Source organism: Streptomyces sp. NPDC005566, assembly GCF_040605575.1.
GTDB lineage: Bacteria > Actinomycetota > Actinomycetes > Streptomycetales > Streptomycetaceae > Streptomyces.
Genome location: NZ_JBEXDB010000004.1, coordinates 187871 through 214194, shown reverse-complemented (window position 1 = coordinate 214194; position 26324 = coordinate 187871). Strand labels below are relative to the sequence as shown.

30 protein-coding genes are annotated in these 26324 nt (G+C 69.2%); 10 read left to right on the top strand and 20 right to left on the bottom strand.

Annotation, left to right across the window (positions count from 1 at the left end; genetic code table 11):
- Positions 1–96: 96 nt before the first annotated feature.
- Positions 97–867, bottom strand: a complete 771-nt coding sequence (locus tag ABZS61_RS08225; RefSeq protein ID WP_356417338.1) for an MHYT domain-containing protein — start codon at positions 865–867, stop codon at positions 97–99.
- Between the two features lie 161 nt (positions 868–1028).
- Here ABZS61_RS08225 and ABZS61_RS08220 point away from each other — a divergent pair, with 161 nt between their 5' ends.
- On the top strand, positions 1029–1628 hold the full coding sequence (locus ABZS61_RS08220; RefSeq protein ID WP_356417337.1) for a methyltransferase domain-containing protein: 600 nt from the start codon (positions 1029–1031) through the stop codon (positions 1626–1628).
- Positions 1629–1639: 11 nt separating this feature from the next.
- Here ABZS61_RS08220 and ABZS61_RS08215 read toward each other — a convergent pair whose 3' ends face one another.
- Positions 1640–2413, bottom strand: a complete 774-nt coding sequence (locus tag ABZS61_RS08215; RefSeq protein ID WP_356417336.1) for an alpha/beta hydrolase — start codon at positions 2411–2413, stop codon at positions 1640–1642.
- Between the two features lie 105 nt (positions 2414–2518).
- Between ABZS61_RS08215 and ABZS61_RS08210 the strand changes: the two genes are divergently transcribed.
- On the top strand, positions 2519–3049 hold the full coding sequence (locus tag ABZS61_RS08210) for a PadR family transcriptional regulator (protein WP_356417524.1): 531 nt from the start codon (positions 2519–2521) through the stop codon (positions 3047–3049).
- Here ABZS61_RS08210 and ABZS61_RS08205 read toward each other — a convergent pair.
- Positions 3029–3931, bottom strand: coding sequence for an oxygenase MpaB family protein (locus ABZS61_RS08205; RefSeq protein ID WP_356417335.1), 903 nt, complete (start codon positions 3929–3931; stop codon positions 3029–3031). The two genes, ABZS61_RS08210 and ABZS61_RS08205, sit on opposite strands and share 21 nt — an antisense overlap.
- Positions 3932–4139: 208 nt before the next feature.
- On the opposite strand from ABZS61_RS08205, the gene ABZS61_RS08200 reads away from it, so the two are divergent.
- On the top strand, positions 4140–5045 hold the full coding sequence (locus ABZS61_RS08200) for a hypothetical protein (RefSeq protein WP_356417334.1): 906 nt from the start codon (positions 4140–4142) through the stop codon (positions 5043–5045).
- Between the two features lie 115 nt (positions 5046–5160).
- Here ABZS61_RS08200 and ABZS61_RS08195 read toward each other — a convergent pair whose 3' ends face one another.
- The 3 genes from ABZS61_RS08195 to ABZS61_RS08185 form a co-directional block, all read right to left on the bottom strand.
- Complete coding sequence (locus tag ABZS61_RS08195; protein ID WP_356417523.1) at positions 5161–5703, bottom strand: MOSC domain-containing protein; 543 nt, start codon at positions 5701–5703, stop codon at positions 5161–5163.
- A complete protein-coding gene (locus ABZS61_RS08190; protein ID WP_329237680.1) occupies positions 5700–5882 on the bottom strand; it encodes a hypothetical protein in 183 nt (60 codons plus the stop codon). The genes ABZS61_RS08195 and ABZS61_RS08190 overlap by 4 nt, the downstream gene beginning before the upstream one ends.
- Before the next feature lie 84 nt (positions 5883–5966).
- Positions 5967–7028, bottom strand: coding sequence for an acyl-CoA desaturase (locus tag ABZS61_RS08185; protein WP_356417333.1), 1062 nt, complete (start codon positions 7026–7028; stop codon positions 5967–5969).
- A 258-nt stretch (positions 7029–7286) separates the two neighbouring features.
- On the opposite strand from ABZS61_RS08185, the gene ABZS61_RS08180 reads away from it, so the two are divergent.
- The 3 genes from ABZS61_RS08180 to ABZS61_RS08170 all read left to right on the top strand — a co-directional run bounded on the left by ABZS61_RS08180 (position 7287) and on the right by ABZS61_RS08170 (position 12356).
- Positions 7287–10190 (top strand): DEAD/DEAH box helicase, encoded by a 2904-nt coding sequence (locus ABZS61_RS08180; protein WP_356417332.1) that lies wholly within the window; start codon positions 7287–7289, stop codon positions 10188–10190.
- The gene (locus ABZS61_RS08175) at positions 10187–11482 is read left to right on the top strand and encodes an SWF or SNF family helicase (protein WP_356417331.1); all 1296 of its coding nucleotides are present in this window, start codon (positions 10187–10189) and stop codon (positions 11480–11482) included. The genes ABZS61_RS08180 and ABZS61_RS08175 overlap by 4 nt, the downstream gene beginning before the upstream one ends.
- A gap of 292 nt (positions 11483–11774) precedes the next feature.
- The gene (locus ABZS61_RS08170) at positions 11775–12356 is read left to right on the top strand and encodes an N-acetylmuramoyl-L-alanine amidase (protein WP_356417330.1); all 582 of its coding nucleotides are present in this window, start codon (positions 11775–11777) and stop codon (positions 12354–12356) included.
- Positions 12357–12397: 41 nt separating this feature from the next.
- Here the strand turns inward: ABZS61_RS08170 and ABZS61_RS08165 are convergent, their stop codons facing one another.
- The 3 genes from ABZS61_RS08165 to ABZS61_RS08155 form a co-directional block, all read right to left on the bottom strand.
- Positions 12398–14065 (bottom strand): MFS transporter, encoded by a 1668-nt coding sequence (locus ABZS61_RS08165; RefSeq protein ID WP_356417329.1) that lies wholly within the window; start codon positions 14063–14065, stop codon positions 12398–12400.
- Positions 14066–14270: 205 nt separating this feature from the next.
- Positions 14271–14939 carry a lytic polysaccharide monooxygenase gene (locus ABZS61_RS08160; protein ID WP_356417328.1) on the bottom strand — a complete coding sequence of 223 codons (669 nt, stop codon included), beginning with the start codon at positions 14937–14939 and terminating at the stop codon, positions 14271–14273.
- Between the two features lie 116 nt (positions 14940–15055).
- Positions 15056–15211 (bottom strand): DUF6131 family protein, encoded by a 156-nt coding sequence (locus ABZS61_RS08155; protein WP_356417327.1) that lies wholly within the window; start codon positions 15209–15211, stop codon positions 15056–15058.
- 187 nt (positions 15212–15398) lie between these two features.
- Between ABZS61_RS08155 and ABZS61_RS08150 the strand changes: the two genes are divergently transcribed.
- The gene (locus ABZS61_RS08150) at positions 15399–16580 is read left to right on the top strand and encodes an alcohol dehydrogenase catalytic domain-containing protein (protein ID WP_356417326.1); all 1182 of its coding nucleotides are present in this window, start codon (positions 15399–15401) and stop codon (positions 16578–16580) included.
- A gap of 6 nt (positions 16581–16586) precedes the next feature.
- On the opposite strand, the gene ABZS61_RS08145 is transcribed toward ABZS61_RS08150, so the two are convergent.
- The 10 genes from ABZS61_RS08145 to ABZS61_RS08100 are packed head-to-tail and all read right to left on the bottom strand — an operon-like array spanning position 16587 to position 22207.
- Complete coding sequence (locus tag ABZS61_RS08145; protein ID WP_356417325.1) at positions 16587–16874, bottom strand: gas vesicle protein K; 288 nt, start codon at positions 16872–16874, stop codon at positions 16587–16589.
- Positions 16871–17098, bottom strand: a complete 228-nt coding sequence (locus ABZS61_RS08140; protein WP_356417324.1) for a gas vesicle protein — start codon at positions 17096–17098, stop codon at positions 16871–16873. The genes ABZS61_RS08145 and ABZS61_RS08140 overlap by 4 nt, the downstream gene beginning before the upstream one ends.
- A 3-nt stretch (positions 17099–17101) precedes the next feature.
- On the bottom strand, positions 17102–17938 hold the full coding sequence (locus ABZS61_RS08135) for a GvpL/GvpF family gas vesicle protein (protein ID WP_356417323.1): 837 nt from the start codon (positions 17936–17938) through the stop codon (positions 17102–17104).
- A 19-nt stretch (positions 17939–17957) separates the two neighbouring features.
- A complete protein-coding gene (locus ABZS61_RS08130; protein WP_356417322.1) occupies positions 17958–18314 on the bottom strand; it encodes a gas vesicle protein in 357 nt (118 codons plus the stop codon).
- On the bottom strand, positions 18307–19401 hold the full coding sequence (locus tag ABZS61_RS08125; protein WP_356417321.1) for an SRPBCC family protein: 1095 nt from the start codon (positions 19399–19401) through the stop codon (positions 18307–18309). Before ABZS61_RS08125 ends, ABZS61_RS08130 begins: the two co-directional genes overlap by 8 nt.
- A 6-nt stretch (positions 19402–19407) precedes the next feature.
- Complete coding sequence (locus ABZS61_RS08120) at positions 19408–20382, bottom strand: histone protein (RefSeq protein WP_356417320.1); 975 nt, start codon at positions 20380–20382, stop codon at positions 19408–19410.
- A 7-nt stretch (positions 20383–20389) separates the two neighbouring features.
- Positions 20390–20644 carry a gas vesicle protein GvpG gene (locus ABZS61_RS08115; protein WP_356417319.1) on the bottom strand — a complete coding sequence of 85 codons (255 nt, stop codon included), beginning with the start codon at positions 20642–20644 and terminating at the stop codon, positions 20390–20392.
- A 1-nt stretch (position 20645) separates the two neighbouring features.
- Positions 20646–21395, bottom strand: a complete 750-nt coding sequence (locus ABZS61_RS08110) for a GvpL/GvpF family gas vesicle protein (protein ID WP_356417522.1) — start codon at positions 21393–21395, stop codon at positions 20646–20648.
- Positions 21396–21397: 2 nt separating this feature from the next.
- Positions 21398–21853 (bottom strand): gas vesicle protein GvpJ, encoded by a 456-nt coding sequence (gvpJ, locus tag ABZS61_RS08105; RefSeq protein ID WP_356417318.1) that lies wholly within the window; start codon positions 21851–21853, stop codon positions 21398–21400.
- Between the two features lie 33 nt (positions 21854–21886).
- Complete coding sequence (locus ABZS61_RS08100) at positions 21887–22207, bottom strand: gas vesicle protein (protein WP_356417317.1); 321 nt, start codon at positions 22205–22207, stop codon at positions 21887–21889.
- Positions 22208–22332: 125 nt separating this feature from the next.
- Here ABZS61_RS08100 and ABZS61_RS08095 point away from each other — a divergent pair, with 125 nt between their 5' ends.
- Both ABZS61_RS08095 and ABZS61_RS08090 read left to right on the top strand, forming a co-directional pair.
- Positions 22333–22776, top strand: coding sequence for a hypothetical protein (locus tag ABZS61_RS08095; protein ID WP_356417316.1), 444 nt, complete (start codon positions 22333–22335; stop codon positions 22774–22776).
- A 2-nt stretch (positions 22777–22778) separates the two neighbouring features.
- Complete coding sequence (locus tag ABZS61_RS08090) at positions 22779–23798, top strand: PHP domain-containing protein (protein ID WP_356417315.1); 1020 nt, start codon at positions 22779–22781, stop codon at positions 23796–23798.
- 9 nt (positions 23799–23807) lie between these two features.
- Here the strand turns inward: ABZS61_RS08090 and ABZS61_RS08085 are convergent, their stop codons facing one another.
- Entirely contained in the window at positions 23808–25172 is a 1365-nt protein-coding gene (locus tag ABZS61_RS08085) for a GAF domain-containing SpoIIE family protein phosphatase (protein WP_356417314.1), read from the bottom strand.
- Between the two features lie 160 nt (positions 25173–25332).
- Here ABZS61_RS08085 and ABZS61_RS08080 point away from each other — a divergent pair, with 160 nt between their 5' ends.
- Positions 25333–26295: an iron-containing redox enzyme family protein gene (locus ABZS61_RS08080; protein ID WP_356417313.1), complete on the top strand. Its 963-nt coding sequence runs from the start codon at positions 25333–25335 to the stop codon at positions 26293–26295.
- Positions 26296–26324 lie beyond the last annotated feature (29 nt).

Below are 26324 nucleotides of genomic sequence, written 5' to 3'. Positions count from 1 at the left end.
CCTCGTTCCAGGTGTGGAGCTGAGTGCCCCGAGTGCTGTGTACGGCCGGACTCCGCGCCGTCCGGTCGCCGGGGCGGTGTTTCCGCCGCCCCGGCGTCAGGGCGCCATGGCGGCCGGGGCCCGTTCGGTGGCGTCCTCGACGCGCTCGCGGGCCGCCGGTGAGAGCGCGACGAACGCCGAAGTGAGGAAGAGGTACGAGCCAAGGCCGACGGCGAGCGGGAAGATGAACTGCATCACGGTCGCTCCGGAGAGCTCCGATCCCGACGGCGCGACGCGGACTCCGACGGCCAGCATTCCGGTGTAGTGCATGCTGCTGACTGCCGCGCCCATGACGAGTGACGCGATAGCCACGGCCCCGGGCGTCCTGATGTTCAGTGCCGCCCAGAGTGCCGCTGTCGCGGCGACGACGGCGATCGTCACCGAGAGCGCCACGAGCAGCGGGTCGTACGCGACGGTGCCGTGCAGTCTCAGGGCGGCCATGCCGAGGTAGTGCATGCTGGCGACCCCGAGCCCGGTCGTGAGGCCGCCGATGAGGAGCGCACGCGAGCGGTCACGACCGTAGCCGACCACGAAGACTCCGGCCCCGACCACCACCATGGCGACCAGCAGGCTGAGCAGGGTGAGCGGAACGTCGTAGCGGATGTCGGTGCCGGTGACACCGAAGCCGAGCATGGCGACGAAGTGCATCGTCCAGATGCCCGTTCCGATGGCGGATGCGGCGGTGAGGAGCCAGTTGCGGCGCGAACGACCGCTCGTGGCGAGCGCGCGCACGGTGCAGCGGAGCCCGAGTGCGGCGCCGATCGATGCCATCGCGTACGACAGCGCGGGTGTCAGCCAGCCGAAGGTGGCGTGGTCCAGGTGTCCCATGGATCGGGGACGCTAGCCCGCTGAGGGGCGTATGCCAGGGGCGCATTTCGAAAGCTGTTGAAATATGACAGAGAGATGTTCCCGAACGATCGGGCCGGGTTCGAACGTGCGCACCGCACCGTGCCGTTTCGCTCGGATACGGACTACGCGATCATGTCTGCATGGCCGACGACCACGCACATGTCCAGGATTTCTTCTCGGTCCGAGCAGCGGGCTGGGACAGCCGGTTCCCGGATGACGGGCCCGCGTACGCCGCCGCCGTCGACACCCTCGGGCTGCGCCCCGGCGACGCCGTTCTCGACGCGGGCTGCGGTACGGGGCGCGCACTTCCGCACCTGAGGGACGCCGTGGGACCTGGCGGCAAGGTGCTCGGCGCCGACCTCACACCGGCCATGCTGGATGCGGCGGTACGGGCGGGGCGGGCCGCCAGTGGTGACCTGCTCGTGGCCGACGCGGCACGGCTGCCGGTGCGCGGCGGAGCGCTGGACGCGGTGTTCGCGGCCGGCCTGATCTCCCATCTCACCCATCCGGGAGAGGGACTGCGCGAGCTGGCACGCGTCGTGCGCCCCGGTGGCCGGCTGGCACTGTTCCACCCGATCGGCCGGGCCGCGCTCGCCGCGCGGCACGGCCGCAGCATCTCCGACGCCGATCTACGGGCGGAGCCGCATCTCGGTCCCCTGCTGGCACACGCGGGGTGGGTACTTGACTCGTACACCGACGAGGACGACCGCTTCCTGGTGCTCGCCGTACGCGCGCACTGAGCGTCCGCGCGTCACACGGGACGCCCGGCGACAGCTCGCACCAGTGCATCCGGGCGGTCGAACATGAGGACGTGTCCGGCCTTCGGGACGGTCTCCACCCGGACGCCGGCGGCCATCAGCTCCTGTCTGCCAGGGAGTTCACCGCTCAGCGCGCCCTGCAGGAACACACGCTCGGCCGGCGACTCCATCAGCATCCGGCGCATGGTCGGGTCGGTGCCGCGTGCCAGGCCGGTCGCCGTGCGGTGCAGGGCGAGCGGGTCGGCGAGCCGCATGGTCGCGGCCCAGGCCGGACCCACCCGCGCCAGCACCCGGGCGAAGCCGCCGCCGTGCACGAACTCCTCCTCCGACTGTCCGGCGATGCCACTGCTGCCCGCGGTGACCGGCGGGTACGGATCGAGGTTGGCCTCGGTGAGGACCAGGCGCCGGACGAGCTCCGGACGCCGGTGCGCGAGGACGATCGCCACCGCGCCGCCCATGCTGTGGCCGATGAGGTCCGCGCCGCGCACTCCCGCTCCGTCGAGTGCGGCGGCCAGAGCGTCCGCGTGGTCCTCCAGCGTGTAGCCGAAATCCTGGGGCCGGTCGCTGATGCCGTGGCCGGGAAGGTCGACGAGGAGTGAACGGCGCCCGGTCAGCGCCGGGTCGGCCGAGATGTGCGCGTGATACACGGAGGACATCGCTCCGAGCCCGTGCACGTACACCGAGGCCGCGCCGATGTCGTCGGGCGCCCCGCCCGACTCGGTCCACCGGACGACACTGCCCCGCTGGTCGAACTTCGCCTCGTGCACTGGTCCCACTCCCCCACTCGTCCGCGTACCGCTTCGCCTGGAGCATACATCGTCACCGATGTATTATCGCAACGATGTACTCCGCGTATGAGGCAGAATGCGGGCATGCTGGAGCTCTCCATCCTCGGATTCCTGTACGACGCCCCCCTGCACGGCTACGAACTGCGCAAACGCATCACGGCCCTGACCGGACACGTGAGGCCGGTCGCGGAAAGCACGCTCTATCCGGCCATCAAGCGGTTGGAGAAAGCGGGGCTGCTTGCCCGGGAGACGCAGCCGGGCAGCACGGCCGCACCCCGTCACGTCCTGACACTGACCGAGGCGGGCAGAACGGAACTGCGGCACCGTCTGGCGGAACCCGCCAGGGGCGACATCACCGACGAGAATCGCTGGTTCACACTCCTGGCGTTCCTGCGCCATCTGCCGGACCCGTCGGCCCAGGCCGAGGTGCTCCGGCGGCGGCTGGCCTTCCTGGAGGAGCCCGCGAGCTTCTTCTACGCCGGGGACCGGCCGCTGCGCGCCGAGGAACTGGACGATCCGTTCCGCCAGGGAATCCTCACGATCGCCCGGGCGACCAGTGAGACCGAGCTGAGATGGCTCCGCTCCACCCTCGGCTCACTCGACCGGACTGCCTGAGGGCCGCTCGTGCGGGACCGGGCATCCGCGGACGCCCGGAGTGGGGAACGTGCCGAGCCCGGCGACCTCGTACCCGTTCGGGTAGCCCTTGATCTCGGGGTTCTGACGGGCGTAGTGCGCGGTTGAGCGGGGTGGCAGGAGCCGTACGGCTCGGGCCCTCAGGCGCAGCGTTCCGCGGGTCAGCCCCCGGGCGACGGGGCCGGGGCGTTCGTAGCGGAACGTCCGCAGCAGCGAATCGTCGAGCAGCGCCAGCGCCGCCTTGCGCACGACGGGTGCGAGGGGGCGCGGATACCAGGAACCCATGAGGGCCAGCGTCGCGTCGGAGACCGAGCGTGCACCCTCGTCCCAGCCGAAGTGCTCCTCCTCGTAGGTGTCCAGGGTGCGCTCGAAGTCCTCGTACGTCTGCGGCACGTCCTTGATGCCCAGATGCGTGCCGAGGGTTCGGTAGTAGGCGGCGAAGGCGCGCAGCTCGTGTCCGGACAGCCTGCGCCAGCCGTAGGTGTCGAGCCACCGTTTCGGGGTGACCACGAAGGTGCACAGGACGTAGCGCATGTCGTCGTCGCTGATGTCGTAGCTGCGGTGCATCCGGTTGATCCGCCGGACCGCCGTGCGTCCTGCGTCGCTGTCGAAGCCGTGCTCCACGACGGAGTCGAGGAGAAGCGCGGTGTCGTCGTACCGCTTCTGTGAACGTTCCGTCAGTTCCCCCGTCTCCGCGAGAAGTCGGCCGATACTGGGGACGGCGTAGGTGCGGTACAGGGCGAGTTCGAGTGCGCGGGTGACGTCCCAGGGGAATTCGTACGTCACGGTGAGACGGTAGATCTCGAGGAAGTCCCGCTCCGGGTCGAGACGCTGGATCTCCTTGAGCCGTTCGAACCGCTTCACCCTGGCTGTCCCCTCGTCGGCCGGAGGCACGAGCCTACGCGGGCCGGGCTGACGGGCACCACGGTGCGAGGGGGTGCTCCGGCGTGCCGGAGCGGGGGCCGAGACCCTCCCCCACCGGGCAAGATCCCTTGTCAGGGCCTCGACGGCAGGGTTACCGAGTAGTTAAGGTGCGCCGACGGACGAAGCTGTGAGGAAAGAGGAGGGTGCTGTGGCCGGGACCGATGAGGCGGTCGCCGACGACGACGCACTGTTTGTGCTGACCGCGGTACTGCTGACCCCCGCGCAGTTCCCGAGCGTGCTCGGCGACGACTACGTGGCCGCGTGCGGCGCACTCGGCCTCGAGCCGTACGCCGAGGGATACGGTCTGGTGCTCGGCCAGGACGGCGGCGGCGCCCGCTGGACGGTCGTCGTCGATGATGTCTCTCTGGTGGCTGTCGCCATCGCCTCCTGGGACTGCGGCATGGAGTACGACCTCTCCCCGGACGACCGCTCGGTGGTATGCGCACTGCCGGGCTGGCCGCTGGCCCTGGCGGTCGCGGCGCCCGGCGTTCCCGAGCCGCACGACCCGCTGCCGGACCCTGCTGCCGAGGGAACCGACCCGGCACCCCTGACACCGCCGGACACCGAGGCGTGGGGAGCGGCCCAGCGCCGTCTCGGCGCGGACGAGATAGCCCTGCAGTGGGCCGCCTGGCGCGAGCAGATCGACGACGACACCACGTTCAGCAGGCCCGGCGGGAAAGCGCCGGAGGACGGGAAGCCGGAAGGCGGGCAGGCTACGGCCGAGCAGGCATCGAAGGGTGGGCAGGGGAATGCCGGCAATGCCGCGGAAGGCAATGGCTCCCGGCAGCACCCTGGCGTTCGCCGAGCGCTCGAAGAGGCCGACGGATACATATCGGCCCCACCCCCGCCCGGCCGGATACGCTCCGCGTTCGCCCCCGGCGGGGCCCGCATGCTGCGCGTCGACGGCCCCGGCTGGTCCCTGGTCGCCCGAACCGACGACATCGCATTCGTCCTGCTGGACGAGGAGCCGGGCGAGGTCCTCCCGGTCGGCCGCGGCCCCGAACTGCCGGGACTGTTGAAGTCACTGGACGAGTTGGCGGTGCGGCCGACCTGAGTCCAGGGTCCGCAACGAGTGACCGGCAGCCGCCACCGCGCCGATCCGTGGGAGCAGGCGGTCTGTGCGGACCCGGACCAGCACGCCTGCACCCGAGCGGGCCGGACAGGAGGTCCTAGACCCGCTCCAGCGGACGGTGCGGTTCGGCGGGCAGCTCGCTCGTGACGGGGTCACCGGGCCGCACGACTCCGCCGACTCTGACGATGCCCATGATCCCGGCCTTCCGGACGATGCCGCCGTCCTGGTCCCTCCCGACGACCTGCTTGAGCAGTCCGTCCTGGAAGCGGTCGATCTGGAGGCACGGGTTGCGCAGGCCCGTCACCTCGACGACAGCCTCGTCGCCGAGGTGGAGCAGCGTGCCCGCCGGAAGGGCGAGAAGGTCGATGCCGCCGGTGGTGACGTTCTCACCCAGGTCACCGGGCGCGACGTCGAATCCCGCCTCCCGCAGTTCGGCGAACAGCTCCTGATGGATCAGGTGGACCTGCCGCAGGTTGGGCTGCGTCGGGTCCTGAGCGACTCGCGACCGGTGTTTGACCGTGACACCTGCGTGGACGTCACCCTCCACTCCGAGCCCGGTCAGCAGGGTGACGCTGTCCCGGTTCGGTTTGGTGAACGCGTACACGCCGTTACTGCTGACGGCCACGACTGTGCTGTTCAGCGCCCTATCTCCTTACGGCTGATCCTGCGGAGCCTGCGCCTCTGGGCCGGATCGAGCATCAGGTAGCCCACCGTGGGCACCCCGATGAGGACCAGCAGCGACCACCAGAATCCGATGAACGGAATCAGGACGACTGCCGCGACGACTCCCCCGATGGCGATCTTTGCACCGTTCGACATGATCCATGCCTCCTCCGCGGCCCGAGCCGCTCCTGATGTGAGAACGCCCGCGACCGCCCATCGGTTCCAGCAGGCCGTTCCCGTCTAGCGCAGCGGCTCGCCGACCTCATGCATGTGCTCCAGGGCCTGCCGGTAGGACTCGATGAGGCCGGTCTCCGCGTACGGCATCCCGATCTCGCGGCAGTGGGCCCTGACCAGCGGCTGCGCCAGCCGCAGGTGGGGGCGTGGCATGCTCGGGAAGAGATGGTGCTCGATCTGGTAGTTCAGGCCGCCGAGGAACCAGTCCGTGAGGACGGCGCCGCGGACGTTGCGTGAGGTGAGGACCTGGCGCTGCAGGTGGCCCCAGCGGTCGCCGTCCGGGTCGGGCATCTCCATGCCCTTGTGGTTCGGCGCGAAGGCCATGCCCAGGTGGAGGCCGAAGAGCGCGTGGTGCACGAGGGCGAAGACGACGGCCTTGCCCAGCGACATCGTGGTGAGAAGCAGCGTCGCGTACAGCGCGAGGTGGCCGGCCAGCAACAGACCGGCGAGCGTACGCTCGCGGACGGGCTGGCGGCGCAGGAACTGGAAGCCGTAGATCTTGAGGGCGATGCCCTCGAGGAGCAGCATCGGGAAGAAGAGCCGCGCCTGATTGCGCGTGAGCCAACGGGCGAAGCCCTCGCGCTGTGCCGCCTGCTTCTGCGTCCACACCAGGGCGCCGACCCCGACGTCGGGGTCCTTGTCGATGTGGTTGGGATTGGCGTGGTGCCGTACGTGCTTGTCGTTCCACCAGGCCTCGTTCATGCCGAGGAGCAGGTTGGCGTGGACCAGCCCGACACTGCGGCTCGCCTTGCGGTTCCCGGATATCTGCGCGTGCCCGGCGTCGTGCCCGAAGAAGGCGGTACGCGTCCACAGGACGGCCAGCGGAAGGGCGAGGAACAGGGTCCACCACGTGTCACCGAGGACCACCATGCCGGTGATGACCCCTCCGAGAGCGACCAGGTTGGCGGAGATGCCCGCCGCGTACCAGCCGGTGCGGCGCTCCAGGAGTCCCTGGCTCTTCACGGCCTTCAGGAGCGGTGCGAAATCACTGCCGGAGGCCTGGGAGGTTCCCGGACCTTCCGATCCGTCACGGGTGTGGTGCGCAACGGTGGCTACCGCCTGGGGCATGACGTCTCCGGTTTCTGGGGCATCTACGCTGACCTCGTCAAACGTACGGATGGCGGGCCTGCGGCTGCCATGACGTCACCACCCCGGTCGTGCGGGGGCCAGCCCCCTCCCCCGTGGTGATGCCGACTGCACCCCAAGCTTCAGAAGGCAGAAATGAGTGAGGTGGCTCACTGTGCATTTCTCCCGGAACGGGCCTTGGATGGAGTACCCTCGGCGACCCCGGGCTCACTAGTCAAATTTGAGGAATCTGACATCGCTGTGCACAGGCTCCCTGCGGCAACAACACACGACGAGATCGTTGAACTGTCCCGCTGCTCCGCAGTCTTCCTCCCCGCGGATCCGGCCCGTACCGGCCTGATCGCGTTCTGGAACCCGGACGGTAGCACCCCTCCCGGTGGACCAGGGAGTTCGACGGAACTGACGGTCGTCGGAAGCGACGCCCGCCCCTGCACCGTGCAGGCGTTGGCCGTGCCGGTACGTGACGCGCTGCCCGTTCTCACACGGGCGCGCGCGAGCGCGGACGCCTCCGCCGCGACGGCGTTCTGGGGCGCCGCCGGGATGCTCGCCCTTCAACTCGTCGCGCGTGGGCTGCTCCTGCCTGGGCTGAGCCCCGGCGACAACGACGCCTGGCGCGCCGGCCCGCTCACCGCCGAGGACCTTGAACGGATCAGGATCCTGGCGGCTTCCATGCCACCCACCGCTCACGCGGTGCCGCTCGACGCGGCTGCGGATACGGTCATGCTCGCCGAACCCGAGCCGCTGCTGCGCTCGTTCCTCGATGCCGTCGCCGACGGAATGCCTCGCACCCCGGCCGCCGAACTCGTCACGGGCGGGCCCGCGTTCGCGTCCCGGGCCGCCCAGCACCTGCCCGGGCTACGGCCGTGGGCGGCCGATGTGGCCGCCGGCAACGACGCGGGCGTCCGGCTCTCTCTGCGTATCGAAGTGCTGGGCCTCTCCGGGGCGACCGACGCGGCGGACGGTGCGGACGCACAGCCGTCGTTCCGTGCCGTCCTGCAGATCCACAGCGTTCAGGATCCCGCCCTGGTCGCGGACGCGGCCGACGTATGGGCTGCCCGCTCCCCCGGCGCCTCGCTGTTCGGCCCGCGCGCCCGCATGGACGCCCTGTTGGCACTGCGCCGCGCCGCCCGCGCCTGGCCTCCGCTGACACCGCTGCTGTCGGCCGCCGTGCCGGACGCGGTCGAGCCGGCCGACGAGGAGATCGCGGAGCTGCTCGGCCCCGCCGCCCGTGCCCTCGCCGCGACGGGAGTTCAGGTGCACTGGCCCAAGGAGCTCGCCAGGAAGCTCACCGCGCGCGCGGTGATCGGTCCCTCGGGCGCGTTCGGCCGGGACGAGCAGGAGGGCGCGGCAGACCGCCCCGTGAGGACGGAATCGGGCACGCCCTCGCTCATGTCCGCCGACGCGCTGCTCTCGTTCGACTGGCGGTTCGCGCTCGGGGACCGGAAGCTGAGCCGCGAGGAACTCGACCGGCTCGCCGAAGCGGGCAGACCTCTGGTCAGGTTGCGTGACCAGTGGGTCCTCATCGACCCGGAGGAGGCCCGGCACGCCCGGGAGGCTCAGGACCGGAAGGTCACGCCCATCGACGCCCTGGGCACCGTGCTGACGGGAACCGCGGACATCGGCGGACGGCGCGTGCAGGTTTCGGCGACGGGCTGGCTCGAGGAACTGCGCGTGCGTCTCGCCGACCCGGAGTCGCGGGACCTGCAGACGGTCGGTCAGCCGAAGGCACTCGCCGCGAACCTGCGTGACTACCAGCTGCGCGGCCTGAACTGGCTGCACACCATGACGTCGCTCGGCCTCGGCGGTTGTCTCGCCGACGACATGGGGCTCGGCAAGACCATCACCCTGATCGCCCTGCATCTGCACCGCCAGGGCATCGAGCGCGCCGCGGGGCCGACCCTCGTGGTGTGCCCGACCTCCCTGATGGGCAACTGGCAGCGGGAGATCGAGAAGTTCGCCCCGGGCACGCCGGTACGCCGCTTCCACGGCGCGGCGCGTTCCCTGGAGGACCTGGCCGACGGCGAGTTCGTCCTCACCACGTACGGCACGATGCGCCTCGACGCGGCACGGCTCGCACAGGCGTCGTGGGGCATGGTCGTCGCCGACGAGGCCCAGCACGTGAAGAATCCGCACTCGGCAACGGCCAAGCAGCTGCGGACCATCGGCGCCGGAGCACGCGTCGCGCTCACCGGCACCCCCGTCGAGAACAACCTCTCCGAGTTGTGGGCCATCCTCGACTGGACGACCCCCGGGCTGCTGGGCAGGCTCGGTACGTTCCGTACCAGGTACGCAGGCGTGGTCGAGGGCGGCAACGACCCTGCCGCCGGCGAGCGGCTGGCCGCACTGGTACGTCCGTTCCTCCTGCGGCGCCGCAAGTCCGACCCCGGCATCGCGCCGGAGCTGCCGCCGAAGACGGAGACCGACCGCGCGGTGTCACTGACGGCGGAACAGACCGGTCTGTATGAGGCGGTGGTGCGGGAGACCCTCGCCGAGATCTCCGGCGCCGACGGCTTCGCGCGACGCGGACTCGTCGTGAAACTCCTGACGGCGCTCAAGCAGATCTGCAACCACCCGGCGCAGTACCTCAAGGAGGAGCGGCCCCGGATCGCGGACCGTTCGGGCAAGGTGGAGCTGCTGGACGAGCTGCTCGACACGATTTTGTCGGAGGGGGCGAGTGTGCTGGTGTTCACCCAGTACGTGCAGATGGCGCGGCTGCTCGAACAGCATCTGGCAGCCCGCGGGGTGCCCACCCAGTTCCTGCACGGTGGCACGCCCGTCGCCGCGCGGGAGGCCATGGTGAACCGGTTCCAGGCGGGCGGTGCCCCGGTGTTCCTGCTGTCGCTCAAGGCTGCGGGTACGGGGCTCAACCTCACCCGCGCCGGGCACGTGGTGCACTTCGACCGCTGGTGGAATCCGGCCGTGGAGGCGCAGGCCACCGACCGTGCGTACCGGATCGGGCAGACCCAGCCGGTCCAGGTGCACCGGCTGATCGCCGAGGGAACCATCGAGGACCGGATCGCCGACATGCTCGTCCGCAAGCAGAAGCTGGCGGACGCCGTCCTCGGCGGCGGCGAGGCGGCGCTGACGGAACTGACGGACGCCGAACTGGCCGACCTGGTCGAACTGCGAGGGGGCGCACGATGAACGACAGCCACGGACCGGAGCGTACGTTCGCGGCCCTCCCGCCCGCACACGGCAGGGGATTCGCGTCGTCCTGGTGGGGGCAGGCGTGGCTGAAGGCGCTGGAGGACACGGCGCTCGACGGTCAACAGCTCAAGAAGGGCCGCAAGCTGGCCCGCGAGGGCAGGGTCGGCGCGGTCTCCGTCCGGCCGGGCCGGATCACCGCGGTCGTACAGGACCGCGATTCGACCGCGTACCGAAGTGATGTGCTCCTCCAGCAGCTGAGCGAGGCGGAGTGGGACCGTTTCCTGGACATGGCGTCGGAACGGTCCGGGCACATCGCCGCGCTGCTGGACCGTGAGATGCCCCCTCATCTGGTGGAGGACGCGGCGGCAGCCGGAGTCGAACTGCTGCCGGAGATCGGCGACCTGGAGCCCGAGTGCAGCTGCGAGGCGTGGGACCACTGCCCGCACACGGGGGCCCTGTGCTACCAGGTGGCACGGCTCCTGGACCAGGACCCGTTCGTCCTGCTGCTGCTGCGGGGACGTGACGAACGGCGGCTGCTGGACGAGCTCCAGGTGCGCAGTGCCGCGCGTGCCGTCCGTGGGGCGGACCATGCGGATCCAGGGCCGGACCCTCTGGCGGGTGCGGGTCTCCCGCGCGGCGTCCGGGCCGACGAGGCGTTCGCCGCGCGGGACATCCTGCCGCCCCTGCCCCCTCCTCCGCCGCTGCCTGCGGAACCGGGTCCGCCGCCGTCGCTGGATTCGGAGACGGATCCGGTGGCGGGCGTCGACCCTGCCGCTCTGGAGGTACTGGCGGCGGACAGCGCCGTACGGGCCTTCGCGATGCTGGCGGATGCCCTCGCCGAAGGTCACGAACAGCAGCCCGTGGCACAGGGGTTGACGCCGGATCAGGACGCGGTGCGGCTGGCTGCCTGCACCCGGCCGTACGGTCAGGTGTCCGCCCGTCTCGCCTCGGCCTCGGGACGGCCGCGGGCGGACCTGGACGCCGCTGTACGGGCCTGGCAGTACGGGGGAACGGCCGCGCTGGCGGTGTTCGACGAGGAGTGGCTGCCGGGCCCGGAAGAGCTCGCGCGGGCCCGTGCGCAGCTGGCCGCCGCATGGGAGGACGGCGAGGGCCCGCAGCTGCGCGCCGCGAACAACCGCTGGACCGCAACGGGCTCCGGTGCGCAGTTGCGGTACGGGCGGGACGGACGCTGGTGGCCGTACCGCAAGGAGCGCGGCCGGTGGCTTCCGGCCGGGCCGGCGGACGAGGATCCGGCGGGCGCGCTGGCCGGGGCACTGTCCGACGTCTGAGCGGCCGGCCGTCCCGTTCCTCACCTGCTGCCGGCGGTACCGAGACGTCGTCGACACCGCCCAAGCTGCCGTCACTGCCGAGGGGTTGATCCCGCACGACACACCGTCACCGGGCGCAGCCGTCGGTCCCGCGACGCCTGCGCCCGGTTGCCGTTGTGCGCGCGTGCCGTTCCCCCACGGGAGGACCTCTTCCTTCCCCCGTAACCCAGCCCTACCGTGAGACGGCCGGTTACTCTGCCGTAAAGCGGACGGCCCGTCACGGACTACGGGCGTCTCCCGAACAGGAGTGTCGATGCGCCGCAGAAGGATTCTCCAGAGTGCATCCGTCACAGCCGCCGCGGCCCTCTTACCGGCATCGGTCCGAGCAGCCGCGGTCCCCACGGGCGACACGGACTACCCGTCGGCCCACTGGGCTCCGGCTTCCCCTTCCAACTACACGGCGTCGAGTCGGCCTTCGGCGTATCCGGTCGACTTCGTCGTCATCCACGTCGCCCAGGAAACCTTCGCCGACACGATCGGCATCTTCCGGAATCCGGACAAGCAGGTCTCGGCGCACTACGTGGTGCGCTCGGGGGACGGTTACGTGGCCCAGTGCGTGCGCGAGAAGGACGTCGCCTGGCACGCGGGGAACTGGGACCACAACACCCGAAGCATCGGCATCGAGCACGAGGGCTGGGTAGACCGGCCTGCCTACTTCACACATTCCATGTACGAGCAGTCGGCCAGGCTCACCGCGAACATCTGCGACCGCTACGGCCTGACCAAGGATCGTGCACACATCATCGGTCACCACGAGGTCCCTGGCAGCGACCACACCGACCCCGGGGTCAACTGGGACTGGGTGCGCTACATACGGCTCGTCAACCTGCTGTGACCCACCGGGCCCGCCGACGGGGTCGCCCTGCCCGGCAGGCCTCAACCGTCCGGGTCCCGGTGCACGTCCGCGTCGTCCGCGCCCCGATTCCGTACCGGGGCGGGAGAGCCCGTGGCACTGTCCGGCCGGCCCTTCCCCTGAGCAGCCTCCTCGCCGCCCGTCCCGCCACCCGGCATCACCGCTCCGCCGCGCAGGCGTTCCAGGTCGGAGGCGCGCACCTGAATCACGAACAGGGCGATCAGTGCGGCGACAACGGCCATGACGGCAGCGACGACGAACGCGCTGGAGACTCCTGAGGCCAGCACCTCGTTACCCCAGGGGGCCGGGAGTTCGCCCGTCCTGCGGAATTCCAGCTGCTGGGCCGGGGTCGACTCGGCCAGGAAGGCCGGTACCTGGTCGGTGGCCTCGTTGCGGCTGGCCGTACCGAAGACCGTGACCAGGATGGACAGGCCCAGCGAACCGCCCACCTGCTGAGTTGCGTTGAGGACGCCCGACGCGGCTCCCGCCTCCCGCGGTGCCACTCCGGAGACGGCCATCAGCGTCAGCGACACGAACTGCATCCCCATGCCGAAGCCGAAGACCAGCATCGGGCCCAGGATGCTCCCCAGGTAGCTGCTGTGGATGTCGGTGAACGTCAGCCAGCCGAGTCCCAGAGCCGCCAGGACCGCACCCACGACCATGAAGGGCTTCGGCCCCCACTTGGGCAGCAACTGCGAGGCGATACCCGCACTGATGGCGATGACCACGCTTATGGGGAGGAAGGCGAGCCCCGCCTGCAGCGGACTGAAGTCCAGGATGTTCTGCACGAAGAGCGTCAGGAAGAAGAACATGCCGAACATCGCCGCCGCCAGGCTCAGCATCATTCCGTAGGTGCCGGCGCGATTGCGGTCGCGGAACATCTTCAAGGGGGTGATGGGCTGCTTCGACCGGCTCTCGACGGCAAGGAACAGGCCCAGGAACAGCAGCGCCGCGAGGAACGACCCGATGGTCAGGCTGTCGCTCCAGCCGTCCTCCGAGGCGCGGATGAAGCCGTAGACGAGGAGCACCATGCCGATCGTGGAAGTGAGCGCACCGAGGACGTCGAAGTGACCTGGATGGCGTTCCGACTCCTTGATGTAGCGGGGTGTCGCCAAGGCGATCAGCAGCCCGATGGGCACATTGACGAAGAACACCCATCGCCAGTCGAGCCATTCCACCAGGATTCCGCCCGCCAGCAGGCCGATCGCACTGCCACCCGCGGAGACTGCGGCGAACACGCCGAATGCCCTGTTCCGCTCGGGTCCTTCGCGGAAGGTCGTGGTGATGAGCGAGAGCGCCGTGGGAGACGCGATCGCGCCGCCGACGCCCTGCAGCGCACGGGCTGCGAGCAACTGCCAGGAATCCTGCGAGAGTCCACCCAGCAGCGAGGCGAACACGAAGAGCAGGACGCCGAAGATGAAGACTCTCCGGCGCCCGAGGATGTCGCCAAGCCGGCCGCCGAGCAGCAGCAGCCCGCCGAAGGTCAGGGTGTAGGCGTTGATGACCCAGGACAGGCTCTCGGTCGAGAAGCCCAGCGAGGTCTGGATGTGCGGAAGTGCGATGTTGACGATGGTGATGTCGAGAACGACCATCAGCTGGCACGAGGCGATGACGAACAGTGCCATACCCTTGCCGCGGCCCCGCTCCGGGGATTCGGCAAGTGTCGAGGTATTCGCCGCTGATTCCGTCATAGCAGTACTGCAATTCGAGCCGTTCGCACAGTGGGTGAACGGAAACGTTCACCCATCGACCGTAGGCCGAACGGGCGTTCCTCGCCAATCGGGGCCGCCAACCCCTCTCAACTGCCGTCGACAGGGCGGCGCGGACCCCGCCGGGACGGCGGGATCCGCGCGCGAGGTCCGACCGGACAGGGGGATCCGGCGGGACAGGTGTGCGTCAGACGAAGTTCACGTCACTGCACAGGAAATAGGTCTGGTCCATGTGCGAGGCCTGCCAGATCGTGTAGACCACATGCCGACCGCTGAGGCCTGAGGTGCTCACCGGGACCTCGTAGTTCTGGCTGGGGCCGTAGCTGCCGGTCTCCGCCACCAACTGGAGGTCACCCCACGTCAGCGGCTGGGAGGCGGGGTCGAAGCCCTCTTCGGTGACGAAGACCTTGAAGTAGTCGGCGCCGTGGCTGGCCTGGTCGTACAGCTTCACGGTGAAGTCGCTGCCGATGTCCGTGGTCTTCCAGGCACCCACCGTGTCGAGCGAGTTGTAGCGGCCGCTCTCGGTCCGGCCGCCGCTGCACAGCTGACCGTCGGGCACCGCGGCCGGGAAGTTGCCGCCGGAGCCGTTGCGGTACAACCCGTTCCAGTTCCACATGGCGTTCGGATCTGCCTGCCACGCCTGCCAGCACATGGGGTCTTCCTGTGCCATGGCCGGGTTCTGGAAGTCACTGCCCCAGCGCAGCCAGCAACCGTAGTTGCGGGAGGCCGGGTCGATCACGGAGCCGTGGGCGTTCGCTGTCCCGGTCCAGGGGAGCATGCAGAGCAGCGCGGCAACGAGCACGCCGCCCAAGCGAAACACCCAGGGACTTAATTTGAAGTGATCATGACAATTCATGCTCGATCTCCACCTTCGGGAGTGGGGGGATTCAACGGCGTGGGAGCGCTCCCGCGCCACTTGGGCTGTGCCCGGCCGTGCGCAGTTCAAACCCGTCGGAACACTCAGCCGGGAGGTCACCAATAGTGCTTGCGGCCGCCGACTGCATGACCCACGGACCCCAGGAGCCACAGGATGACCCCGATGACCAGCAGGATGATGCCGATGGTCCACAAGACGCCCAGCCCGGTCACCAGGCCGAGGATGAGGAGAATTGCTCCAATAATGATCATCGTTTCCTCCGACCGTACGGCCCTCGGCTCGAAATGTGAGCTCTTTTGAGCATATGCCCGCAGTGACCGCAATGACCACCACGTATATTCACTCCGATGCGCCGGGCATGCTCAGGCGGCGTATACAGGGAGAGGGGCCATTTCTACGTGGTGCGCCATAGATCGGCACACCGGGGAGAAGGTCACGATGAAGGCGCTCACCTGGCAAGGAAAGCGCGACGTACGCGTCGAGACGGTGCCCGATCCGAAGATCGTGGATCCTACGGACATCATCGTGCGCATTACATCTACGGGTATATGCGGGTCCGATCTGCATTTGTACGAGGTCCTGGGCCCCTTTCTCGATGCAGGTGACATTCTCGGACACGAGCCGATGGGAATCGTCGAGGAGGTCGGCCCTGCGGTCACCGCGGTCGCGGTCGGCGACCGTGTCGTGGTCCCTTTCAACATCTCCTGCGGTACGTGCTGGATGTGCGAACAGGGCCTGCAGTCGCAGTGCGAGACCACGCAGGTACAGGAGCGCGGCACCGGGGCATCACTCTTCGGGTTCTCCAAGCTGTACGGGCAGGTACCGGGCGGACAGGCGGAACTGCTCCGTGTCCCCTTCGGCAACACCCTGCCCGTCAAAGTGCCCCACGGTCCGCCGGACGACCGCTTCGTCTACCTGTCGGACGTGCTGCCCACCGCATGGCAGGCGGTCGCCTACGCCGATGTGTCGCCGGGCGGAAGCCTGACGGTTCTCGGGCTCGGCCCGATCGGTGACATGGCTACGCGGATCGCCCTCCACCAGGGGGTGGAACAGGTCATCGGCGTGGACCTGGTACCGGAACGGCTGGCCAGGTCGCGCGCGCGTGGCGTCACCGCGCTGGACCTGGAGGAACACGACAACGTGGCGGACGAGATCCGCCGTCTCACCCACGGACGCGGCACGGACGCCGTCATCGAGGCCGTCGGTATGGAGGCGCACGGAGCACCCATCGTGAGGACGGCCCAACGGATCGCGGCACGGCTGCCCGACGCGCTGGGCGCCAAGGTCATGGAGCATGCCGGCCTCGACTGCATGGCCGCCTTCAACACGGCCGTCGACGCCGTGCGCCGCGGCGGGACCATCTCCGTCGTCGGCGTCTACGGAGGTGCGATCGATCCCGTGCCGATGCTGACCCTGTTCGACAAGCAGGTCCAGCTGCGCATGGGCCAGGCCAATGTCAGGCACTGGGTGGACGACATCCTCCCGCTGCTCGAGGATTCCGACCCCTTGGGCGTCGACGGTTTCGCCACACACCGGCTGCCCCTGGCGGAAGGGCCGCAGGCATACCGCACCTTCCAGGAGAAGAAGGACGGGATGGTCAAGACCCTCCTGACCGTCTGAGCCCCGTCAGCTGCGCGGCAGCAGTGTCCCCAGCGGCCCCAGGTCGAGGTTCAGGTCCTCGGGCCGCACGCCGTGCTGCTCGCACAATTCGGTCATGCGCTGGTCGAGCAGCATGAGCGTGGTCCCGATCTCGTCGACCTGCCGATCGGTGAGGTCCCCCTGATCGATGCGGCGAATGGCCTGTCGCTCCATCAGCTGCCTCAGCAGTTCCACCACGGTCAGGACGAGAGCGACGAGGTCGTGCCCGAGCTGATCCGTGTCCACGTCGACGCGGGAAGCGCGGGAGGCGGTCACAGCGGACCTCCGTCTGCCCAGGGTGACGGGATCCGCTCGTTGACGGACGACAGCAGGGCGTGGAGCGACAGTCGTACGAGCGGGACGTCCGCGATCGCGATCACCAGGTCTCCGCTGACCACCACACCGGTTGCCAGCAACCGGTCCAGCAGGTCGACGAGCGGCACGCCGATGGGGCCGGTCAGCGGCTCGGGATTGTTCCAGGGCACGACGTCGTGCGCCATCCGCTACACCTCGCCGACGAATGAGTAGGGAACCCAGGGCCCCGACAGTTCGATCTGCGCGCCGGTGCTGTCCTGGAGCGTCCTGGTCAGCGTCTCCAGCTCGCCCGACCGGCATTCCGCGACCAGATACGTGGCGTTGAGCACCTGGACCCGGTGATCGCCGGCCAGTTCGGGGCTGTGCGGCCGCAGCCTGCGAGCAGCCGCTGCCACCTTCTGGAACTCCGCGTCCACCGTCTCCGCGATACGGAGACTCTCTTCCTGCCGCTGCTCGCGCCGGGCCTGCATCCCGCGTTTGCGGTCCAGATAGGCAAGGCCCGCTCCCGGAGCCGGACGGGCCCGGTCGGCGGGCACGGCCGCACGGCGCGGAAAGCTGCTCACGTCCTCCGCGGGGCGTTCGGTGTCCGGCGCGGGGCGTTCCGCCGCGTAGACCTTGACTCCCCATTCCGAGTGCTCCGCGGTTCGGGCGAGCGCGGCGTGGAAACGCCCGGCCTCGCCGGTGAGCGCCTGCCGGGCCCGCTCCTCGTCGTGGTAGAGAGTGGCCAGTGGCAACGGAACGGTGGGGCAGGCCGCTGCGGCGGTCGTCACGATGTGGTGATGGGCCCGTGCGTAGCGTTCGAGCTCGGCCGTGTCGGACAGGCGCGCCTGCCAGGCTTCGTCGGAGAATTCGTCGGCGCGAACGGTCTGGACAACGGCCGTCAGCTCTCCGAACGGCATGGTGCGTACCGGTGCGTCCGCAGTGACGCCCGGCAGTTCCTCGACCGCGGCCGGGACCGGGGCCCCGCACACCGCGAATACGTAGATGGCGTTGCCGTCCGAAGAATCGGCTCCCGACTCCGTCATGTGCTTCGGTTCTCCTTGCTCAGTGACTGGCCGCGCGGTCGTCGTGCCCCGCCGGTAGTTCGTCCGCCTTCGACTCGAGTGCCTCCAGGCGTTCGCGGAGTTCGCGGTTCTCGTCCTGGAGCGCATTGCGGGCGGCGTGCGAGCTGAGCGCCGGATCCGTCTCCCACCAGTCGATCCCGGCCTTCTTCGCGGTGTCCACGGACGCCACGAAGAGGCGGAGCCGGATGGTGAGCAGTTCGATGTCGAGCAGGTCGATCTTGATGTCGCCTGCGATGACGATGCCTTTGTCGAGAACACGTTCGAGAATGTCGGCGAGGTTGGTCGTCTGAGGTCCAGGGACCTGGTAGCCGTTCTGCACGAGGCCCGCATCAGTCACGGCTGCGCCTCCGGCCTCGGTGCTTCTTGGGCGCGGGGGCCTCCTCCTCAGGCTCCTCTTCCTCTTCTTCCTCCTCGGGCTCCTCTTCCTCTTCTTCCTCTTCTTCCTCCTCGGGCTCCTCTTCCTCGTCCTCGGGCTCCTCTTCCTCCTCGTCCTCCCACTCACCGTCTCCCTCGTCGTCGTCCTCTTCCTCGGGCTCGCCCTCTTCTTCCTCGCCCTCTTCTTCCTCGCCCTCCTCCGGCTCTTCCTCCTCGGAGTCGGCTTCCTCTCGTTCCACGGCGTCTTCGTGGCTCTCCACGACTTCGCCGTCGCGGATCTCGCCCCGCCAGCCCTCGGGCTCTTCCTCGGTGAGCGTGACGTACCGCTGGAAGTGCTTGAAGTCCAGCCTCATACGGCGACCCTGGGCACGCCACAGGTTGCCTGTCTTCTCGAAGAACCCCGAGGGGTAGTACTCCACGACCAGGACGATCCGCGTCAGCTTCGGAGCGATTTCATGGAAACTGACAGCGCCTCGGGTAGTGCCTTTCGCGCCCTCGGAGGTCCAGACGATCCGCTCGTCGGGCACCTGCTCCTGAACGGTCGCCTTGAAGCTGCGGGAGGACGGACCGACCTTGACCTTCCAGTCACTGGTCACCTCGTCACTCGTCGAGACGTCGCGCACGCCCTTGGCGAAGCTGCTGAACTTGTCGTACTGCGTCCAGTAGTCATATGCGTCCCGCAGGGACACACCCACATCGAGGACCTCGATGATGCTCGTGATCTTGCTGCCGCTGGACTTGCGCTTGCTCTTTCCTCCACCGAAGGCTTGCTTGGCCTTGTCCACCACGTTGTCCTTGACGCCCTTGGCCTTCTCCGAAACGAACGCCTTCACCGGCGATTCGCCCTGCAGGACACGGGAGCCGATCGAGGGAAGCGAGCCCCCGTTCTCCGCGATGTCCGTGAGCTGCCCCGTGACGTCGGTCAGCTTTCCGCCGGCCTTCTCGGCAAGTTTCTCCACCTGCGCGCTGAGAAAGTTCGACGCCTCTCCCCGGAGCCGGTCGATGCCCGACTCCGCAGCCTCCGGTTCGTCTCTGTCTGTCCTGGCCATGACTGGCTACCTCCGCCGTTCTGTGCGCTTGGACGCGGCTCGCTTTGATGACGTGGCCTTTTTGGCCGTGGACTTCTTGGCAGGCGCAGACTTCTTGGCCGCAGACTTCTTCGCAGGGGACTTCTTGGCAGGGGACCTCTTGGTCGGCGCAGACTTCTTGGCGGAGGACTTTTTGGCGGGAGACGCCTTCTTCGCAGCGGTCTTCTTCGCCGGAGCCTTCTTTGCCGGAGCCTTCTTCGCCGCGGCCTTCTTTGCCGGAGCCTTCGCAGCGGCCTTCTTCGCCGGAGGCTTCTTCGCAGCAGCCTTCTTCGCCGGAGCCGCCTTCTTCGAGGGCGTCCGCTTGGCGGGAGCCTTCTTTTCCGGAGCAGCTCTCTCTGCCGGAGCCTGCTTCGACGGACGTCGGGAGCCGCGGGACCTGCTCGGTTTCGGCTCCTCTTCGTCCTCTTCCTCGTCCTCTTCCTCTTCCTCTTCCTCTTCGGCGTCCTCGTCCTCGGACTCGTCCGGCTCCTCCTCGAACTCCTCCTCGTCCTCTTCGTCCTCGTACTCCCCCTCGGGCTCCTCTTCTTCGTCCTCGTACTCCCCCTCGGGCTCTTCCTCCTCCTCGTACTCGCCCTCGTACTCGCCGTCCTCGTCCGGCTCCTCCTCGTACTCCTCCTCTTCCTCATCCCGGTCCGTGAGCCGGGCGGTACGGTCGCTGAGCGCATCGGCGAGCGTGTTCATGCCACGATCCGCAGCGGCCGTCAGGGCCTTTCGGCCCGACTCGAGGACCTCGCCCTTCAACTGCTCCTGCAGTTCGGCGAATTGGGGCATATCCCCCAACCTGCGCATCCCTTCGGCGGCAAGCTGGCGTGGTTCCAGACCGAACCGCCTGCCCGCCAGATATGTCGCGATCGTGATCGCCAGACGACCCTTCTTCGTACGGCCGAGCACATATCCGCCGACCACCGCGGCCGCCAGAGTCACCTTGGTCTGGTCTTCCATGAGTCAGTCACCTTCGATCGTTCTGCACGGAGCGGACCCGAGCGACGTGCAGCCGTTCGAGCAGCTCTTCCTCTTCCCGTTCGAACTCGTCCAGGCTGACGTTGCCGTCCTCCAGCTCCTGGTTCAGCGCCGCCAGTTGGGCCCGGAGCACACCGGGGTCGTGCATCTCGCGGTCGGCCGCGTCGTTCACCTTCTCCGCCACCCAGATCACTCCGCGGACCGGTGCCAGTGGAAGCAGGAGGATCCCGCTGATCAGCCCCATGTCAGCTCCCCGCCACCGCTGTCCGGGCGGGCTGAGCAGCGACGAAGCTGTAGCAGGGCAGCGGTCCGGCGATCCGGAGTTCGACGTGTGCGCGGTGGGTGTCCGCGAACGACTGCGCCGCTGTCCGGAAGCGCTCGCTGTCGCGCCGGTCGATGAGGAACGACACGTTCAGCGCGCATCCGTGGACCTCCGGCCCGGCTGCCACCGCCCGGGCCATGGGCGTCAGCGTGCGTACGATCCTCTTGCCGGCGTCCGCAGCCCTGCGCGAGAGAGCAGTGGCGATCGCCTCTCCCAGCCGGACGCTCGCCTCGTAGCCGGGGCGTCGGCGCACCTCCTCCCGGAGCCGCCGTACCTGGTTCTCCTCCGCCAGGACCGCAGCGAGTGCGTCCTGGGCCGGAAGGGCCTTGAGGTTCATCTCGACGCCGTCGGTCAGGTGCCGCAGAGAGGCGAGATGGCTTTCCCGGGATCCGGCCAGTTCGCCGCGTACCGTGTCCTCGTCCGCCGCGACCATTCCGAAGCGCATGGGGAGTACGGGGCCGAGGTCCGCGAGTCCCATCAGCAGGTCCTGGTGTGCCATGAGGTCCCGCCGCCGCGCCCGGAGCTGCGGCGGCGCATCGCTCACCACAGCGGTGACCGGCCCTTCGCCGATCAGCCGAAGCGCGGCAGGCGGGCTACCCACACCGGCGGCCTTCCGCGGGAGCGATCCACCCGTCGGGACGATTGCGTAGACGTACACGCCGTTCGCTGTCACGCTCATGCCTCCGCGCGGCGTCGTCGGCTCGCACCTTCACGTGCGGGCGCCCGGCGTTTCCTGGGTCGCTCGTGCTGCTCCTCCTGGTCGTCCGAGTCGTCGTCGTCACCGGCGCCCACCGCCTTGCGGACGCTGTCTCCGACGGACTCCGCGGCCTTGCGTACCTTGCGCTTGCCGACGGACTTGGCCGCGCCCGCGCCGAACAGCTCGGGGACGGTCCTGCTGCCCGAGTCGCGCTCCAGGTCGAGGCGGTTGCATGCTTCGGCGAATCGCAGGTACGTGTCCACGCTGGCGACCACGATGCGTGCGTCTATCTTGAGGATCTCGATGCCGACCAGCGAGACCCGGACGAACACATCGATGACCATCCCCCGGTCGAGGATGAGTTCCAGAACGTCGTAGAGCGTTCCGGCGCGCGGCGGGCACGGCACGACTTCGTCGGCGTACATGGTGGTCATGGAGTTTCCTTCCGGCTGATGGGGCAACACGGGTCACTCGTCGGCGGCGCCCCGTCGGTACCGGCGGACCCTGCTGTACTCCAGGAGCTCGCCGTCCTCGTCCAACTGCACCTCGTAGGAGGCGAGCAGGCTCGTCGTGTCGGGGATGCGCTGGACTTCCAGCACATCCACCACGACGCACCATCCGTCCTCGCTCCGTCGCACCGCGGACACCCCCTCCGTGGGATGGCCGATGAGGCTTTCCAGGCTCTGACAGGCGACACGGGCGGCATGCTCGGGGCCTCGCCGGGACGAGGGGCGCGAGGCTGTCGCCTTCTTTGCCTGCCCGGCACGGGTGCGCTGTTTCTCTGCCATGGGATCCAGTCTCACGACAGCAGGGCTCCGCGCATCTTGGGCGGCAGGCCGACGAGGGTCCGGTCCTCACCCCTTCGGCCCGCCGGGACAACGAAGTCGGCGCAAGGGGGTGCACAGTCGTAGGCATGCGTGAATCACATGAGGAGAGCGGGCCCGAGGACGGACATGCGCGCCCGCCGGCCGTCGGGGACACCACCGTCGAGGCCCTCGGGGCGCTGACCGAAGCGCTGGAGACGGTGGAGCGGGCTCGCGGCCGCCTGTACGACTTCCATCAGCTGACGGGCGGCGCGGACCTCACCCTGGACCGGGCTGTCGAGCTGCTCCGAACGGCCGGTCACGCGGGCCATGCCGACCTGGTGGAGCGCGAGATCCTGGGGCGCAACGTCATCCCGGGCTGCTGGACCTACCAGGTCGTGGAGGCGTACGACGCGACCTACTACCGGCCGTTCGTGGAGGTCGAAGCCCGGGTGCGGCAGGACCTCGTGGCAGGGCGGCAGCATCTGTACGAGGCGGAGATGAAGGAAGCCCGGCGTACCCACGGACACCCCGACCACACCTCCGGGCTCTGACCGTGGAGGCGTCCACGGCCCTGCGCCGGATCGCGTTCCTGCTCGAGCGGTCCCAGGCGGCCACGTACCGGGTGAAGGCCTTCCGCACGGCTGCTGATGCGGTCACAGCCATGGAGGACGGCGAGCTCGCGAACCGGGTGGCGCGGGGCTCCCTGGAGTCGGTGCGGGGCATCGGCCCCCGGACAGCGGAAGTGATCCGGGAGTCGATGACCGGTGCGACGCCCCGGTACCTGGAACGGCTGGAGAAGGAAGCCTTGGAGCCGCTCACCCAGGGGGGTGAGTCGTTGCTGGCGACCCTGCGCGGCGACTGCCATACGCACTCCGACTGGTCCGACGGGGGGAGTCCGATCGCGGAGATGGGCAGGGCCGCGGCGGAACTGGGCCACGAGTGGACCGTGCTCACCGACCACTCCCCCAGACTGACCGTGGCCAACGGGTTGTCTCCGGAGCGTCTGCGCCGTCAGCTGGACGTGGTGGCGGAGCTGAACGAGCAGTGGGCACCCTTCCGGCTGCTCACGGGAATCGAGTGCGACATCCTGTCGGACGGCTCCCTCGACCAGGAACCCGAGCTGCTGGAACGTCTCGACGTGGTCGTCGTCTCCGTCCATTCGAAGCTGCGCATGGGCGCGGCGGAGATGACGAAGCGGCTGCTCGCGGCGGTACGCGATCCGCACGCGGATGTGCTCGGGCATTGCACGGGGCGTCTCGTGGGCGGGCGGACCCGCCCGCAGTCGGAGTTCGATGCCGACGAGGTCTTCGCGGCGTGCGCGGAGGCGGGGACGGCCGTCGAGATCAACTGCCGACCCGAACGGCTCGATCCCCCACGCCCTCTGCTCAGGCGCGCGGTCGCTGCGGGGGTTCTCTTCTCCGTGGATACGGACGCCCATGCCCCCGGTCAGCTGGACTGGCAGATCTACGGCTGTGCGCGGGCGGAGGAGTGCGGGGTCCCGGCCGACCGTGTCATCACTTCATGGACGGCGGTCCGGCTGTTGGAGTGGACCCGGGGGAAGACGGCCGGATGACGGTCCCGGTCATTCGGCGGTGGCGGTCGCGGGGCCCGCAGCGGGCCCGGCGATGCGGACCGCGATCAGGGCCACGTCATCCGTACCGGCTGCCGCGAGTCCGTTGAGCAGCTCGTCGCAGAAGGTCTCCAGCGGCTCGCGCGCCAGTGCCGCGGCGTGCTGGCGCAGTCGGGCCAGGCCCCGGTCCAGCATTTCGTCGCGGCGCTCCACGAGCCCGTCCGTGTAGAGCAGGACGGTCGAGTTCGGGGGGAGCACTTCCATGTCGGCCGGGCGGTGTTCGTCCGGGTCGACGCCCAGCATCATGCTCCTGCCGCCCTCGAGGAATCGGGTCTCGCCCTCCCAGGTCACCAGGAGCGGCGCGGGGTGGCCGGCCACGGCGTAGTGCAGTCGCCAGGGATCGCCGACGACCGGCTTCTCCACCAGGGCGTAGATGCACGTCAGCGTCTGGTGGGGGTAGAGGATGTGGGTGGCAGCGTCCAGCCGCGCCAGGATCTTGCCGGGCGGCTCCTTCCTGTCGCAGGCGATGCCCCGCAGCATGTTGCGCATCTGGCTCATGGTCACCGCGGAGCGGAGGTCGTGACCCGCCACATCTCCGATGATCAGCGCAGTGGCGCCCTCGGCCAGCAGAAACGCGTCGTACCAGTCGCCACCTACCTGAGCCGTCGCGACCGCCGACTGGTACCGGGCGGAGAGCTCCAAGGGCCCTTCGGCCGGCAGGTCGGGCAGGAGCGAGCGTTGCAGGCGTTCAGCGGTGTGCTGAGCCTCGAAGTGCAGGCGTGAGTTGTCGACGGCCAGGGCGACCCGGTGGGCGAGGTCCTCGACGAGGGGCAGCACGTCCTCGTCGAGCCGGGCCTCGCTCGTGGTCCGTACGAGCGTGATGACGCCCAGCACCTGTCGGCGTGCCCGCAGCGGTGCGATCACGGCGGTGTCGGCCGTCATGTGGTCGAAGAGTTCGAGCTCGCGCGCATGCAGTGGGTCGGCGGCACGGCGCGGCGGGAGGAAGTCCGTCAGGAGTATCGGGCCGGCACCCTGCATGGCTCGTGCCGCGGCCGCGTCGGAGCCCTCGGTCGGCGGGAGGAGCCCCTCGTACAGGCCCGGCGAGAGGCGGTCGGCGTCGCGGTGCTGGACGACGATCCTGCGCAGTCGGCCCCGCCGGTCCACGAGGTCGACGGCGCACCAGTCGGCGAGCCCGGGTACGAGTGTGTTGCACAGCCGGCGCAGGCCGGTCTCCTCGTCGAGGGTGCTGGCCAGTGCCTCCGCCGCGTTGGTCAGCAGCGTCAGCCGGTCGAGCGCGTCCTGTACCTTTCGGTCCACTTCGTACGCGTCGTCACCGTCCGACGGATCGCCGTCGTGACGCCCCCGGTCAGCGCACATGCGTACTCCTTCGAGCCGGACGGGTGTTCCCGCTTCCTTCCTCGATTGTCTGCCTGGTCGGCGGGCCCGGCATGCGCCGGAAGGCTGTGGCGGGACCTCCGGCGTACAGTCGATCACGATGCCTGTGTGGTTTCCCTGGATGACGGGGCAGGAGGTGCCCATGCCCGATCAACGCACTGGCCCCTCTCTTCCGCGAACCCGTGGCCCGGTGTCGGCGGGCGTGGTCGGCTTCCTGCGCGGTGACGCGCCTCTGCCGGATCCCGCCTCCGCCGTGGACACCGACGCGTACGGGGACGATCTGCACCTTGCTCTGTACGCCTGCTACGAACTGCACTACCGGGGTTTTGCCGGCGTGCGGCCCGATCTGGAGTGGGATCCGGGTCTGCTCACCGTCCGCGCCGAGCTGGAAAATCGTTTCCTCAAGGCGCTGCGCCGTGACGCCACAGGAACGGCTGATCTCGACGACGTACTGGCCGGCCTGTTGGTGGAACCGGTCCACGGGACCGGGCTCTCGTGGTTTCTGCAGGACCGGGGCGAACTGCGGCACATGCGGGCCTACGCGGTGCAGCGCTCCCTCTACCACCTCAAGGAGGCCGACCCGCACGCGTGGGTGCTGCCACGGCTGAGCGGACGGGCCAAGGCAGGCATGGCGGCGATCGAGTACGACGAGTTCGGAGGCGGACGCGCTGATCGCGTTCACGCACAGCTCTTCGCCGACCTCATGACCGACCTGGGTCTCGACAGCACCTACGGCCGCTACCTGGACGACGGCTGCGCCGAGATGCTGGCCCTGGTGAACCTGATGTCGCTCTTCGGCCTGCACCGGCGGCTGCGCGGCGCGCTGGTGGGGCATTTCGCCGCTGTGGAGATCACCTCCTCACCCGCTTCCCGGCGTCTGGCCCGTGCCATGAAACGAACGGGGGCGGGGCCGGCGGCGGAGTTCTTCTACACGGAGCACGTCGAGGCCGACGCGGTCCACGAGCAGGTGGTGCGCCGTGACGTCATCGGCGGGCTGCTCGACGACGAACCGGAACTGGCGGCCGACATCGCCTTCGGCGTCACCGCGACCTCGTGGCTGGAGGACCGGCTCGGGGAACGACTGCTCGCGGACTGGCAGACATGATCCAGCCGCTCGCACCGTCCCGTTCGCAC